Here is a 13154-nt window from a genome sequence, read left to right on the forward strand (position 1 = left end):
GCAGGCCGGATTCATGACGGTGCCCGAGTGGAGACGACAATGATCGAGGTGGACCGGTGAATGTGGCACAGGCCGGTGAATTCGGGCTCATCTCCCGGGTCACCGCGCGGCTGCACCCGGGGGCCGCCACCCTGCTCGGCCCCGGCGACGACGCGGCCGTGGTGGCCGCCTCGGACGGCCGGGTGGTCGCCTCCACCGACGTGCTCGTCGAGGGCCGGCACTTCCGGCGGGACTGGTCCAGCGCCGTCGACGTCGGCCACCGCGCCGCCGCCGCGAACCTCGCCGACATCGTGGCGATGGGGGCGGTGCCGACCGCGTTGCTGGTGGCGCTCTGCGCCCCGCCCGAGACCGACGCCGGCTGGGCCGAGGACCTGGCGGTCGGCCTGTCCGACGAGGCGGCCAAGGTCGGCGCGAGCGTGGTCGGCGGCGACATGTCGGCCAGCCCGACCCTGACCATCGCGGTGACCGCCCTCGGCGACCTGCACGGCGCCATCCCGGTGCTGCGCGGCGGCGCGCACGCCGGTGACGTGCTGGCCATCGCGGGCCGGCTCGGCTACGCCGCCGCCGGTTACACGGTGCTGTCCCGGGGCTTCCGGTCACCGAAGCTGCTCGTGGAGGCGTACCGACGCCCCGAGGTGCCGTACGCCGCCGGCCCGGCCGCCGCGAACGTCGGCGCCAGCGCCATGATCGACATCTCGGACGGGCTGATCGCCGACCTGGGCCACGTCGCCACCGCCAGCCGGATCGGTATCGACCTGCGCCGGGCCGCCTTCGAGGTGCCGCCGCAGATGCGCGACACCGCCAACGCGCTCGGCGTCGACCCGTACCAGTGGATCTTCGGCGGTGGTGACGACCACGCCCTGGCCGCGACGTTCCCCGAGGATCTGCCGCTGCCGAAGGGCTGGCGGCGGGTCGGCCACGTGGTCAAGGGCGCCGGGGTCACCGTCGACGGTCAGCCCTACCAGGGCGTCGCCGGCTGGGAACACTTCCAGTGAGGCCGCGCCGGTCACCGCTGAGCCACCGCCGGTGACCGCACTACGCTTTACCGCGTGACTGATCTGCTTCAGACCGGCGTCGAGATCCGCCGGGTCCGCTACACCGACGCGGTGGCGCAACGCCTGGTGGCCGCCGCCATGGCCGATCTGGGTGCCCGCTACGGCGGCACCGGCGACGACACCCCGGTCGACCCGGCCCACTTCGACCCGCCCGGCGGTGCCTTCCTGATCGCCCACCTGGACGGGGCGCCGGCCGGCTGCGCCGGCTGGCGCAGCCATGGCAGCTCCGGCGAGGACGCCGAGCTGAAGCGGATGTACGTCGCCGACGCCGCACGCGGTCGCGGGGTGGCCCGCGCGCTGCTGGCCGCCGTCGAACGCTCTGCCGCCGGCCAGGGCCGCCGCCGGGTCATCCTGGAGTGCGGCGACAAGCAGCCCGAGGCGATCGCGCTCTACAGCAGCTGCGGGTACGCCCGGATCCCGAACTTCGGCTACTACCGGGACTCGCCGGGCTGCCTGTCCTTCGGCCGGGTGCTCAGCGCCGACTCGTGACGGGTGCTCACCGCCCGACTGGTGACCGTACACAGTCAGCCGCCGGACCCGATCGGGTCCGGCGGCTGCGCTGAAACGTCGAGGTCGTGGGCGGCGCGGTCAGGCGCCCCGGACCACCTTGCCGGCCTTGAGGCAGGAGGTGCAGGCATTCACCTTGCGGGTGTTGCCGCCACCGGCCGGGGTGCGAACGGTCTGGATGTTCGGGTTCCAACGGCGGTTGGTCTTCTTCTTCGACCACGGCACGTTGTGACCGAAGCCCGGCCCTTTGCCACAGACGTCGCACACGCTAGCCACGGGATACTCCTGGGGATTTGTCGTTCATCAGGTCGCCGGTCGCCGGGACACACCACGCCCAGACAACCTGGCCAGGCTACCCGATCGACCACCCGGGCGGCCAATCGCCCCGGCCCGACCGTCCCGATGCCGCCGCCCGGCCGGATCGGGTCGTCTCCGCGCGCCGACCGCCCGGCCCGCACCCGGGTCGTCTTCACGGCGGCTGTCGGCGCGCGCCAGTAGGCTCATCGCCGTGCTGGACACCCTTGACGCCGCCGCCGTGCGCCGGTGGTGTTCGGGTGCGCTGGCAGCGCTGCATCGCCACCAGGGCGAGATCGACGCGCTCAACGTCTACCCGGTGCCGGACGGTGACACCGGCACCAACCTGGTCCTCACCCTCACCTCGGCGCAGCATGCCCTGGCCCTCGACCTGGACAACTCCTCGGAGGGGGAGCAGACCTCGCACGGGCGGGTGCTGCGGCTGATGGCCCGGGGTGCGCTGCTCGGTGCCCGGGGCAACTCCGGGGTGATCGTCTCGCAGATCCTGCGCGCGTTGGCCGACGCGCTCACCGACACCGCCGTGGTGCGCGGCCGGGCCCTCGCGTCGGCGTTGACCGCCGCAACCGACGCGGCGTACGCGGCGGTCGCCCGCCCGGTCGAGGGGACGGTGCTGACCGTGGTCGCCGCCGCCGCGCGGGCCGCCGACCGGACCGGCTCCGACGACCTCGCCACCGTGGTACGGGCCGCCGCCTCGGCCGCCCGCGACGCCCTCGCCGCGACGCCCGGTCAGCTGCCGGTGCTGGCCCGCGCCGGGGTGGTCGACGCCGGCGGCCGCGGCCTGTGCCTGCTGCTCGACGCGCTGGCCGCCGTGGTCGGCACCCCGGTCACCGACAGCACCGGCGATCACCCGGCCGACCCCGGCGACACCGGCGATCCCGCCGACCGGGTCCCTGGTAACCCCGGTGACGTCGGGCCCGCCGTCGACCCCCGCAGTGGGACCGGCTCCGAGGGGTACGCCTACGAGGTGCAGTTCCTGCTCGAAGCGCCGGCCGGGGCGGTCGACCGGATGCGGGCCGCACTCGCCGAGATCGGCGACTCGCTGGTCGTCGTCGGCTCCGACGCAGGGGGCGAAGACGACGGGGGCGAAGACGCAGGGGGCGAAGACGACGGGGACGGTCCGGTGTGGAACGTGCACGTGCACGTCGACGACATCGGCGCCGCCGTCGAGGCCGGCATCGCCGCCGGTCGCCCGTACCAGATCTCGGTCACCCGGTTCGCCGACCAGCCGGCGCCGCCGCTCGCCGGCCGGGCCGCCGTGGTGGTCGCCGCCGGCACCGGCCTCGCCGCCCTGTTCACCGGCGAGGGCGCAGGCGTGGTCGGCGGCTCCCCGTCCACCGCCGAGCTGCTCGACGCCATCCGCCGCACCGGCGCCGCCGAAGTGGTGGTGCTGCCCAACGACCCGGACACCCAGGCCGTCGCCGGCCTCGCCGCCCGGGAGGCCGAGGCCGGCGGCGTCACCGTCGCCGTCGTGCCGACCCGATCACCGGTGCAGGCCCTCGCCGCCCTCGCCGTCCGCGACCCGCGACGCCGCTTCGACGACGACGTGATCGCGATGGCCGAGGCGGCCGGGGCCTGCCGGTACGCCGAGGTCTGCCACGCCGCCCGGGAAGCGCTCACCGTCGCCGGCCGCTGCCGCCCCGGTGACGTGCTCGCCCTGGTCGAGGGGGAGGTGCTGCTGATCGGCACCGACCTGGCCGGCACCTGCCGCAACCTGCTGGACCAGCTGCTCAGCGGCGGCGGTGAACTGGTCACCCTCATCATCGGCGAGCAGGCACCGGACGGCCTGGGCGAGGCGGTGGCGGCGCACGTCGCCCGCTGCTGGCCGTTCGTCGAGGTGCACACCTTCGTCGGCGGGCAGCCGCACTACCCGCTGCTGGTAGGAATCGAATGACGCAGCCGTTGTTGGGGGCCGGATGACGCAGCCGTGCACGATGGACAGTCCGCTGAAGGTCAACCTGGGCGCGAAGACCGCCAAGGCGATGGCCGACCACCTCGACCTGCACACCGTCGGGGACCTGCTCTACCACTTCCCGCGCCGCTACGACCAGCGCGGCGAACACACCGACATCCGTTCGCTGGAGGTGGGGGAGCAGGTCACCGTCCTGGGCCAGGTGCGGCGGACCACCGTACGGCCGATGCGCCAACGGCGCGGCAAGCTGCTCGAAGTGGTCGTCGAGGACGGCACCGGCGGCACCCTGACGTTGACCTTCTTCGGCAACCAGGCGTGGCGGGAACGGGACCTGAAACCGGGCCGCTGGGGGCTGTTCGCCGGCAAGGTGACCGAGTTCCGGGGCGTACGCCAGCTCAACGGCCCCGAGTACGTGCTGCTCGGTGACGGTGCCGCCGACGGCGAGGTGGCCGCCGAGGACCCGGTGGAGGAGTTCGCCGGTGCGCTGATCCCGGTCTACCCGGCCGCCGCCGCCGTACCGACCTGGGTGATCGCCCGCTGCGTACGGACCGTGCTGGACGTGCTCACCCCGCCTGAGGATCCGATGCCGGCGGCGGTCCGGGCCAGCCGCAACCTGCTCGGCCTGCATCCGGCGCTGCGGCAGATCCACCGCCCGGCCGACGAACCCGAGCTGTTCCAGGCCCGGCGGCGGCTCAAGTGGGACGAGGCGTTCGCCGTACAGCTGACGTTGGTGCAGCGCAAGCTGCGCGCCGCCGACTGGCCCGCACGGCCCCGGCCCCGCGCGGACGGCGGCCTGCTGGCCGCGTTCGACGCCCGACTGCCGTACGAGCTGACCGACGGTCAGCGGCGCATCGGCGAGGAGGTCGCCGCCGACCTGGCCACCGCGCATCCGATGCACCGGCTGCTGCAGGGCGAGGTCGGGTCCGGCAAGACGGTGTGCGCGCTGCGGGCGATGCTGCAGGTCGTCGACGCCGGCGGGCAGGCGGCGCTGCTCGCCCCGACCGAGGTGCTGGCCGCCCAGCACCACCGGGGCATCCAGGAGCTGCTCGGCCCGCTGGGGCGGGCCGGTGAGCTGGACGGCGACCCGGCCGGCACCCGGGTGACGCTGGTCACCGGGTCGCTGGGTGCGGCGGCCCGCCGGGCCGCCCTCGACGAGGTCCGCGACGGCCGGGCCGGCATCGTGATCGGCACCCACGCCCTGCTGTACGAGGGCGTCGACTTCGCCGACCTGGGTCTGGTCGTCGTCGACGAGCAGCACCGGTTCGGGGTGGAGCAGCGCGACGCGTTGCGGGCCAAGGCCGAGCAGCCGCCGCACGTGCTGGTGATGACCGCCACCCCGATCCCGCGGACGGTCGCCATGACCGTGTACGGCGATCTGGAGGTGTCCGCGCTCACCCAGCTGCCCGGCGGCCGGTCGCCGATCGTCTCGCACGTGGTGCCGGCGGCGGAGAAGCCGGCCTTCCTGGAGCGGGCCTGGCGGCGGGTACGCGAGGAGGTGGCCGCCGGCCATCAGGTGTATGTGGTCTGCCCGCGCATCGGTGACGCGACCGGAACCGGCGTCGATGAGGAGCCCTCCGGTGACGGCGACGATCCCGGGGCGCGGCGGCCGCCGCTGGCGGTGACCGAGGTGGCGCCGCTGCTCGCCGACGGGCCGCTGCACGGGCTGCGGATCGAGGTGCTGCACGGCCGGCTACCGGCCGACGCCAAGGACGCGGTGATGCGTGCCTTCGCCGCCGGTGACGTCGACGTGCTGGTCGCCACGACGGTGGTCGAGGTGGGGGTGAACGTGCCGAACGCCACCGTGATGATCGTGCTGGACGCCGACCGGTTCGGGGTGTCGCAGCTGCACCAGCTGCGTGGCCGGGTCGGTCGGGGCTCGGCGGCCGGGCTGTGCCTGCTGGTCACCGACGCCGCCGACGGTACGCCGGCCCGCGAGCGGCTGGACGCGGTCGCGTCGACCACCGACGGGTTCCGGCTGGCCGAGCTGGATCTGGAGCAGCGCCGCGAAGGTGACGTGCTGGGCGCGACCCAGTCGGGTCGCCGGTCCCACCTGCGGCTGTTGTCGCTGCTGCGCGACGCCGACCTGATCGGGCAGGCCCGGGCCGAGGCGATCGACCTGCTCGGCGACGATCCGGAGCTGACCCGGCATCCGACGCTGGCGGCATCCGTCGGCACTTTGGTCGACGCCGAACGCGCCGAGTACCTGGAGAAGGGCTGAATCCACGGCCAGGGCTGCGGCGGACCGGGGAACGGCTGCGGCCGGACAGGCGGAAGGGCGCCGACCGGGGGGATGGTCGACGCCCTTCCTCGGGGTGGTGCGGGGGGATGACTTGTCAGTCAGTCACGACCCAGGGTGGCTGACTCAGGCAGTGAAGGTGACCCGCCGACGACGCGCCAGGTAAAACAGCACGCCACCGATGGCCAGCAGCGCGACGGCGCCAGCGGCGAGTCCGCCGGCGGCGGCACCGGTGACCGGCAGGGAACCGCCGCCCTCGCCACCGGTGTCACAGTCCTCCGGCAGCTCCCAGGCGATCGTCTCGTCGAGCGCTGCCTCGCTGCTGAGCACGTGGACCTGGAAGCCTTTGGCGGCGTCGAACTCGACGACCTCGGTGACGCCCGGCTCGACGGTTACCACGATGGCGTCGCCCTCGCTCGGGGTCAGGGTCACGGTGAAGGTTGCGCCGTCCTCCGGATTGGCGAAACCGACGACCAGCTGGTCGCAGGTGGACTCGTAGCCGCCCTCGGGCTCGCCCGGCTCGACGCAGTTCTCCGGCTCAACCCACTTGTAGGGCTCGCTGACCGGCTCTTCGCCGTGGGTCACGGTGACCGGGCCGGCATCGCCAGGAACCTGAATGTCGTCCTTTCTCCGGCCCGGCTCAACGGTGTAGGTCTCGGAGAAATCCCCGGCCGTGACAGTCAGCTCGGCCGACTCGGTTGCGTTCTCGCCGTTGCTTACCGTAACCCAGACGGTACCCGTACAGTCGGACAGGAAGCTGGCCGCCGGAATCACGACCGGGTCCTGGACATCTGGGGTCGGCGTGACATCGGGCGACGGGGTCGGCGACGGCGACTCCTCCGGAGACGGGGTCGGCGACGGCGACTCGGGGATGTCAACGGTGCAGTCGCCGCCGAGTTCGATCTTCCCCTTGCGGAACTTCTGCTCGGCATACCCGTCGTTCCACGCGCCCTTGACCGCCAGCGTGGCCTTGGTGGTGGTGCCCGGCACCCGCTGGGTACCGATGATGGCCGAGTTGACGCTGTACGGGTAGCCGTCCCGAATTCGGGTTCGGGCGATGCCGTCCAGCGTGGTGTCGGCCGGGGTGTGGTACACCGCGCTCAGCCGGAACTTGGTCGCCCTGAAATGCCACTCGCTGCGGACACTCCAGGTGATCTCCCATTCCCCGGTGGCGGTGTCACAGACGGCACTGCCGGTCGGCGCGGTGTAGTGCGCGCTGGCGGGGGTGGCGAGGGCCACCGCGCCGACCATGCCGATCGTCGCGCCGGCGGCGATGGCCACAGCGCGCCGAAGCGGAGACTTCAGACGGTTCACAGGTACTCCCGAGTGAGGGGGTTCAGGTGCCCGGCGCGGGCGTGCGCAACCGGACTGGTGAGGTGCAGTCCATGGTTCGGCGCGACAACGTCCCCGCGTCGTGCGTTGTGCCGGCGTATCCCGCGGCACAGCGCCAGACCTTAGCTGTTCCTGAACTGATGCGGTGACCCACAGGTCTGGCTAAGGATGATGTTGTCGATCCGAGACAATTGATATACGCAACGTGTTTGCTCTCCGCGTACCGGGTGGCCTTTCTTGCCCTCACCTTTCTGCGGCAACAAGGGATGTGCTCGGTCACCTGAAAAGGGACTCGGTCGTCCGGGTCGGCATTCGACCGGTTTGGCTGATCGCGTAGCGTGCCGGGGATGAGCGCACCGGCCGCCGTTGGGGTCCGCCGCCGATGACCCGGATCATCTCCGGCCGGCTCGGCGGCCGGCGGATCGCCACGCCGCCCGGCGCGAACACCCGGCCCACCTCCGACCGGGTCCGCGAGGCACTGTTCAGCACCCTCGGCACGATGACCGACCTGGCCGGGGCGCGGTTCGCCGACCTCTACGCCGGCAGCGGCGCGGTGGGTCTGGAGGCGCTGTCCCGGGGCGCCGAACACGTCCTGCTGGTCGAATCCGACGCGCGGGCAGCCCGTACCGTCCGGGCGAACATCGCCGCGCTGGGAGCCGGCACCGGTGCCCGACTGATCACTGCCAAGGTCGCGACCGCGCTGGCCACGCCGCCGGACGGCGGCGGCTACGACGTGGTCTTCGCCGACCCGCCGTACGCGGTGACCGACGCCGAACTCCGGACCGCCCTGGACTGTCTCGTCGCCGGCGGGTGGCTCGCCCCGCACGCCGTCGTGGTAGTCGAGCGGTCAGCCCGGGGACCGGCGTTGACCTGGGTGGAAGGCGTCACTGCCGAACGCGGGCGGCGTTACGGCGAGACCATGCTTTGGTACGGTCGGCGATCATGAGACGAGCGGTGTGCCCCGGCTCTTTCGACCCGGTCACCAACGGACATCTCGACATCATCGGCCGGGCCAGCCGGCTGTTCGACGAGGTCATCGTGGGTGTCCTGATCAACCAGTCCAAGGCTGGCCTGTTCACCATCGACGAGCGGATATCGATGCTCCGCGAAGTGACCGGATCGTACCGCAACGTTCGGGTCGCGTCGTTCCGTGGCCTGCTGGTGGACTTCTGCCGTGCCCAGGAGGCGGCCGTCGTGGTCAAGGGCCTGCGGGCGGTCAGCGACTTCGACTACGAACTGCAGATGGCGCAGATGAACATCGGCCTGGCCGGGGTGGAGACGCTGTTCATGCCGACCAACCCGCTCTACTCGTTCCTCTCCTCCAGCCTGGTCAAGGAGGTCGCCAAGTGGGGCGGTGACGTCTCGGCGCACCTGCCCGAGGCGGTCCACGACCGGCTGCTCGCCCGGGTCACCGCGCCACCGACCCAGCAGGTGTGAATTGGGCCGGCCCGGCAGCTCCGGGCGGGCCGACCGAGCCGCGATGAACCGCCCGGCGCGTCGCGACGCGCCGGACCCGGGGTGGGATGGACCACATGTCGTCCGGGGTCGCATCATGATGGAGCGCCGACCGGTCCGGCAGTTGGGATGATGACGTTCTGGCCCGGCCTTGCCATCATGGTGGGTCGACCCTCCGACAACAGGGAGTGAGATGCCGGTGGATCCATTCGACCGCATCGACGAGATCATCGCGATGGTGGAGACCGCGCGGGCCGTGCCGATGTCCCGGAACAACTGCATGATCGACCGGGCCGAGATGATCGGTGTCCTGGACCAGTTCCGGGCCGAGCTCCCCGCCGACCTGCGCCGGGCGGCGGCGCTGCTGGAGGAACGCGACAAGATCATGGACGCCGGCAAGCGCGAGGCGGACCGGATCATCAGCGAGGGCGAGGCCGAGCACGCCCGGCTGGTGTCGGTGAACGAGATCACCGTCTCCGCCGAGCACGAGGGCGCGCGCATAGTAGCCGAGGCCCGCGCCGAGGCGCAGCGGCTGCGCGCCGAGGTCGACGACTACGTCGACACCGCGCTGGCCAACTTCGAGCAGTTCCTCACCCGGGCGCTGGCCTCAATAGAGCGTGGTCGGGACAAGATGCACGCGCTGCGGGAGATCGGTACCTTCTCAGGTGAAGAGAACGAACGCCCGCTGCCCTTCTGACTGACCGGTGCCCCGGTTCGACGCCGCCGCCGCTGCTCGGGTAACCTGTTTTGTCGGCCTCTACCAGGCCGGAGTCCAACTATGCGCAATCACTCGTCGAAGACACTCAACCCCAGGTCGCCGCTGGTTCTCGATACCCGGGAACTGCCGCGTCGCCCTGGCGCGTTGCGTACGGTGAGCCGGGTGGTGCCCGCGCCGGCGGACCTCGGGCTGGAGCTGAACGGCGTACCGGAAGGTGCCGACCTGAGCCTCGATCTGCGGCTCGAGTCGGTCTCCGAAGGGGTACTCGTCTCCGGGACGGTCTCCGGGCCGGTCTCCGGCGAGTGCGGGCGTTGCCTGCGCCCGATCAGCGAGTCGCTGACCGTACCGATCCAGGAGCTGTACGCGTACGAGAACAGCACCACGGACGAGACGACCGACATCGACGAGGTGGGCCGGTTGCAGGGCGATCTGATCGACCTGGAGCCGGCACTGCGGGACGCGGTGGTGCTTGCACTGCCGACCACCCCGCTGTGCCGCAGCGACTGCCCTGGGCTGTGCCCCGACTGCGGGGTGCACTGGGACGAGCTGCCGGACGACCACAACCACCAACAGGTCGACCCGAGGTGGGCCGGCCTGTCGCAACTGACCCGCCAAGAGGAGTAAGAGCCGTGGCCGTTCCCAAGCGCCGGATGTCCCGCAGCAACACCCGTTCCCGCCGGTCCCAGTGGAAGACCACGCCGGTGGTGACCGTCGAGTGCCCGCAGTGCAAGTCCGCGAAGCTGCCGCACACGGCGTGCACCGTCTGCGGCACCTACAACGGCCGCCAGGTCATCGAGGTCTGATCCGGTCGTCGTGACGCCGCCGGTCTCCGACCGGGCGGCGCGGACCTCCCGGCGAACGCCGGGTGCCTCGTCTCAGGAGCGGGCCGGTCGGCCGGAACCGGCCGGCGCTGACTCCGGGACCGGCACCTCGCGGATCGCCGTCGACCTCCTCGGCGGGGATGGGGCACCCGCCGTCGTGGTTGACGGCGCTCTGCGCGCCTGCCGCGCCGATCCCGATCTCCAGCTCCTGCTCGTCGGCCCGCCGGACGCGGCGGACGACGTTCGCGCCGCGCTGCCCGACGACCAGCGCCGGCGGATCACCGTACGCCCGACAGGCGCGGCTGGCGGGTCGGCGGCCGGTACCGCCGCAGAGCCCGGCACCGGCCGGGCCGACGAATCGATCTGGGCCGGCATGGCCGCCGTCGCCGACGGCACGGCCGACGCGTTCATCTCCGCCGGGTCAAGCGGCGCGATCGTCACCGCCGCCGCTCTCGGCCTCGGCCGGTGGCCGACCGTACGCCGGCCCGCCCTGGTCGTCACCCTCCCGGCGGTCTCCGGCCCGGTGGTGCTGCTCGACGTCGGCGCGACGGTCGAGGCGCGCCCGGCGACCCTGACCCAGCACGCCCTGTTCGGGGCCGCCTACCGTGCCGTGCGGCTCGGCCTGGACCGGCCCCGGGTCGGACTGCTCTCGATCGGTGCCGAGCCGGGCAAGGGCGACCGGGTCCGGCGTACTGCCGACACCCTGCTGCGGAGCCTCACTCTGCCCGCCGACGGCCGGTACGTCGGGCTGGTCGAGGGACAGGACGTCACACTCGGCGATGGCGTCGACGTGGTGGTCACCGACGGTTTCACCGGAAATGTGCTACTCAAAGGCATCGAAGGCGCGTACGCGATGGCCGGCGGCCCAGAGCCGGGCCGGATCGCGCCCCGGGCGGCAGCCCTGCTCGGCGTCAACGGGACGGTGGTCGTCTGCCACGGCGCCGCCAGCGGCGCCGACATCGCCGCCGGTATCACCCTCGCCGCCGGACTGCACCGTGGCCGGGTGACCTCGACTGTCGCCCGGATGCTCGATGACATCACCCGGCTGATCGCAGAACAGGACGAGGTATCGCCATGAGTAACAACCAGTTCCGTCGTCCGCCGGTTGCCCACCTGGAGGCCGCGTTCGGTGTGGCGTTCGAACCGGACCTGCTGGAACGGGCGTTGACCCACCGGTCGTACGCGTACGAGAACGGCGGTCTGCCCACCAACGAGCGGTTGGAGTTCCTCGGCGACTCGGTGCTCGGTGTGGTGATCACCTCGGCGTTGTTCCACAGCCACCCCGACCTGCCGGAAGGGCAACTGGCCAAGCTGCGGGCCAGCGTGGTCAACATGCGGGCGCTCGCCGAGGTGGCGCGTGCCCTCGGCCCCCAGGGGCTCGGCCCGTACCTACTGCTCGGCAAGGGGGAGGAGAGCACCGGCGGGCGGGACAAGGCGAGCATCCTGGCCGACACCCTGGAGGCGCTGCTCGGCGCGATATACCTGCAGTACGGGCTGGACACCGCGTCGATCGTGATCCGCCGGCTGTTCGACCCGTTGATGGCGGACTCCGCGAGCCGGGGTGCCGGGCTGGACTGGAAGACCAGCCTGCAGGAGCTGACCGCGACGCTTGGACTGGGCGTGCCCGAGTACCGCATCGACGACGCCGGTCCGGACCACGCCAAGACCTTCACCGCCTGGGTGGTGGTCGCCGGGCAGCGCTACGGCGGGGCCGAAGGCCGCAGCAAGAAGGAAGCCGAGCAGCGGGCCGCCGAAGCCGCGTGGCGTACCCTCTCCGCCCAGATGGCGGACTCCACTGCGGTCGCCGGCACCGCTGCGCCTGCCAACGAGAGCGGTCCGGCTGTCGACGAGCCCGGTCCGGCTGTCGACGAGAACAACGCTGATGATGATCCGCCTGCCCAGGTCTGAGCAGGCAAACACCACCGGCACCGGTCACGGAAAGGCCTGTCATGCCTGAGCTGCCCGAGGTCGAGACGGTCCGGCAAGGACTGGCCGGCTGGGTGATCGGCCGGCGGCTGGACTCCGTGCAGGTGCACCACCCCCGGGCGATCCGCCGGCACCTGCCCGGCCCGGTGCACTTCGCCGCCGTACTCTCCGGCCGGCAGATTCGTGACGTCCGCCGCCGTGGCAAGTACCTGTGGCTGCCGCTGGACAGCGGCGACGCGATCGTCGGCCATCTCGGCATGTCCGGTCAGCTGCTGCTGCAGCCGGCCCACGCCCCGGACGAGACGCATCTGCGGGTCCGCTTCCGGTTCGCCGAGGGCGACCCGGAGCTGCGCTTCGTCGACCAGCGGACGTTCGGCGGGCTCGCCGTGTCACCCGGCGGCGCCGAGTTACCGGCCGAGATCGCGCACATCGCCCGGGATCCGCTCGACCCGGACTTCTCCGACGCCGCGTTCGTCGCGGCGGTACGCCGACGTCGCACCGAGATCAAGCGGGCCCTGCTGGACCAGTCGCTGATCTCCGGGATCGGCAACATCTACGCCGACGAGGCGCTGTGGCGGGCCGGCCTGCACGGCACCCGGCCGACCGACCGGCTGCCGGCCGCGACGGTCACCAGGCTGCTCGCACACGTACGGGACGTGCTGCGGGCGGCGGTCACCGAGGGTGGCACCAGTTTCGACGCGCTCTACGTCAACGTCAACGGCCAGAGCGGCTACTTCGACCGGTCACTCAACGTGTACGGGCGGGAGGATCAGCCCTGCACCCGGTGCGGGGCGCTGATCCGCCGGGAGTCGTTCATGAACCGGTCGTCGTTCAGCTGCCCCCGCTGCCAACCTAGGCCGCGGGCCGTCCGCCGCTGACC

General features: G+C 72.3%; 14 protein-coding genes. 12 read left to right on the forward strand and 2 right to left on the reverse strand.

Annotated features, from left to right (window positions below; all coding sequences use genetic code 11):
• Positions 1-56: 56 nt before the first annotated feature.
• Together O7610_RS00840 and O7610_RS00845 are read left to right on the forward strand one after the other, a co-directional pair.
• Entirely contained in the window at positions 57-995 is a 939-nt protein-coding gene (locus O7610_RS00840) for a thiamine-phosphate kinase (RefSeq protein ID WP_289212461.1), read from the forward strand.
• A gap of 63 nt (positions 996-1058) precedes the next feature.
• On the forward strand, positions 1059-1544 hold the full coding sequence (locus O7610_RS00845; RefSeq protein WP_289213545.1) for a GNAT family N-acetyltransferase: 486 nt from the start codon (positions 1059-1061) through the stop codon (positions 1542-1544).
• Between the two features lie 99 nt (positions 1545-1643).
• On the opposite strand, the gene rpmB is transcribed toward O7610_RS00845, so the two are convergent.
• Positions 1644-1838 carry a 50S ribosomal protein L28 gene (rpmB, locus tag O7610_RS00850; RefSeq protein WP_123600473.1) on the reverse strand — a complete coding sequence of 65 codons (195 nt, stop codon included), beginning with the start codon at positions 1836-1838 and terminating at the stop codon, positions 1644-1646.
• 232 nt (positions 1839-2070) lie between these two features.
• Here rpmB and O7610_RS00855 point away from each other — a divergent pair, with 232 nt between their 5' ends.
• Together O7610_RS00855 and recG are read left to right on the forward strand one after the other, a co-directional pair.
• On the forward strand, positions 2071-3768 hold the full coding sequence (locus tag O7610_RS00855) for a DAK2 domain-containing protein (protein WP_289212462.1): 1698 nt from the start codon (positions 2071-2073) through the stop codon (positions 3766-3768).
• Positions 3769-3790: 22 nt separating this feature from the next.
• Positions 3791-6004 carry an ATP-dependent DNA helicase RecG gene (gene recG / locus O7610_RS00860; protein WP_289212463.1) on the forward strand — a complete coding sequence of 738 codons (2214 nt, stop codon included), beginning with the start codon at positions 3791-3793 and terminating at the stop codon, positions 6002-6004.
• A gap of 144 nt (positions 6005-6148) precedes the next feature.
• On the opposite strand, the gene O7610_RS00865 is transcribed toward recG, so the two are convergent.
• A complete protein-coding gene (locus tag O7610_RS00865) occupies positions 6149-7336 on the reverse strand; it encodes a cell wall anchor protein (RefSeq protein WP_289212464.1) in 1188 nt (395 codons plus the stop codon).
• Positions 7337-7736: 400 nt separating this feature from the next.
• Between O7610_RS00865 and rsmD the strand changes: the two genes are divergently transcribed.
• The 8 genes from rsmD to mutM all read left to right on the forward strand — a co-directional run bounded on the left by rsmD (position 7737) and on the right by mutM (position 13152).
• Positions 7737-8300: a 16S rRNA (guanine(966)-N(2))-methyltransferase RsmD gene (gene rsmD, locus O7610_RS00870; RefSeq protein ID WP_289212465.1), complete on the forward strand. Its 564-nt coding sequence runs from the start codon at positions 7737-7739 to the stop codon at positions 8298-8300.
• Positions 8297-8791, forward strand: a complete 495-nt coding sequence (gene coaD / locus O7610_RS00875; RefSeq protein ID WP_278167761.1) for a pantetheine-phosphate adenylyltransferase — start codon at positions 8297-8299, stop codon at positions 8789-8791. The genes rsmD and coaD overlap by 4 nt, the downstream gene beginning before the upstream one ends.
• Positions 8792-9008: 217 nt before the next feature.
• Positions 9009-9506, forward strand: coding sequence for a hypothetical protein (locus O7610_RS00880; protein WP_123604406.1), 498 nt, complete (start codon positions 9009-9011; stop codon positions 9504-9506).
• Between the two features lie 81 nt (positions 9507-9587).
• Positions 9588-10151: a YceD family protein gene (locus O7610_RS00885; RefSeq protein ID WP_123600479.1), complete on the forward strand. Its 564-nt coding sequence runs from the start codon at positions 9588-9590 to the stop codon at positions 10149-10151.
• A gap of 5 nt (positions 10152-10156) precedes the next feature.
• Complete coding sequence (gene rpmF / locus O7610_RS00890) at positions 10157-10330, forward strand: 50S ribosomal protein L32 (protein WP_123600480.1); 174 nt, start codon at positions 10157-10159, stop codon at positions 10328-10330.
• 133 nt (positions 10331-10463) lie between these two features.
• Positions 10464-11426: a phosphate acyltransferase PlsX gene (locus O7610_RS00895; protein WP_289213546.1), complete on the forward strand. Its 963-nt coding sequence runs from the start codon at positions 10464-10466 to the stop codon at positions 11424-11426.
• Positions 11423-12256, forward strand: a complete 834-nt coding sequence (gene rnc / locus O7610_RS00900) for a ribonuclease III (protein ID WP_281553869.1) — start codon at positions 11423-11425, stop codon at positions 12254-12256. The genes O7610_RS00895 and rnc overlap by 4 nt, the downstream gene beginning before the upstream one ends.
• A gap of 41 nt (positions 12257-12297) precedes the next feature.
• The gene (gene mutM, locus O7610_RS00905; RefSeq protein WP_281553870.1) at positions 12298-13152 is read left to right on the forward strand and encodes a bifunctional DNA-formamidopyrimidine glycosylase/DNA-(apurinic or apyrimidinic site) lyase; all 855 of its coding nucleotides are present in this window, start codon (positions 12298-12300) and stop codon (positions 13150-13152) included.
• The last annotated feature ends 2 nt before the right edge of the window (positions 13153-13154 follow it).

It is taken from the genome of Solwaraspora sp. WMMA2065, assembly GCF_030345075.1.
GTDB lineage: Bacteria > Actinomycetota > Actinomycetes > Mycobacteriales > Micromonosporaceae > Micromonospora_E.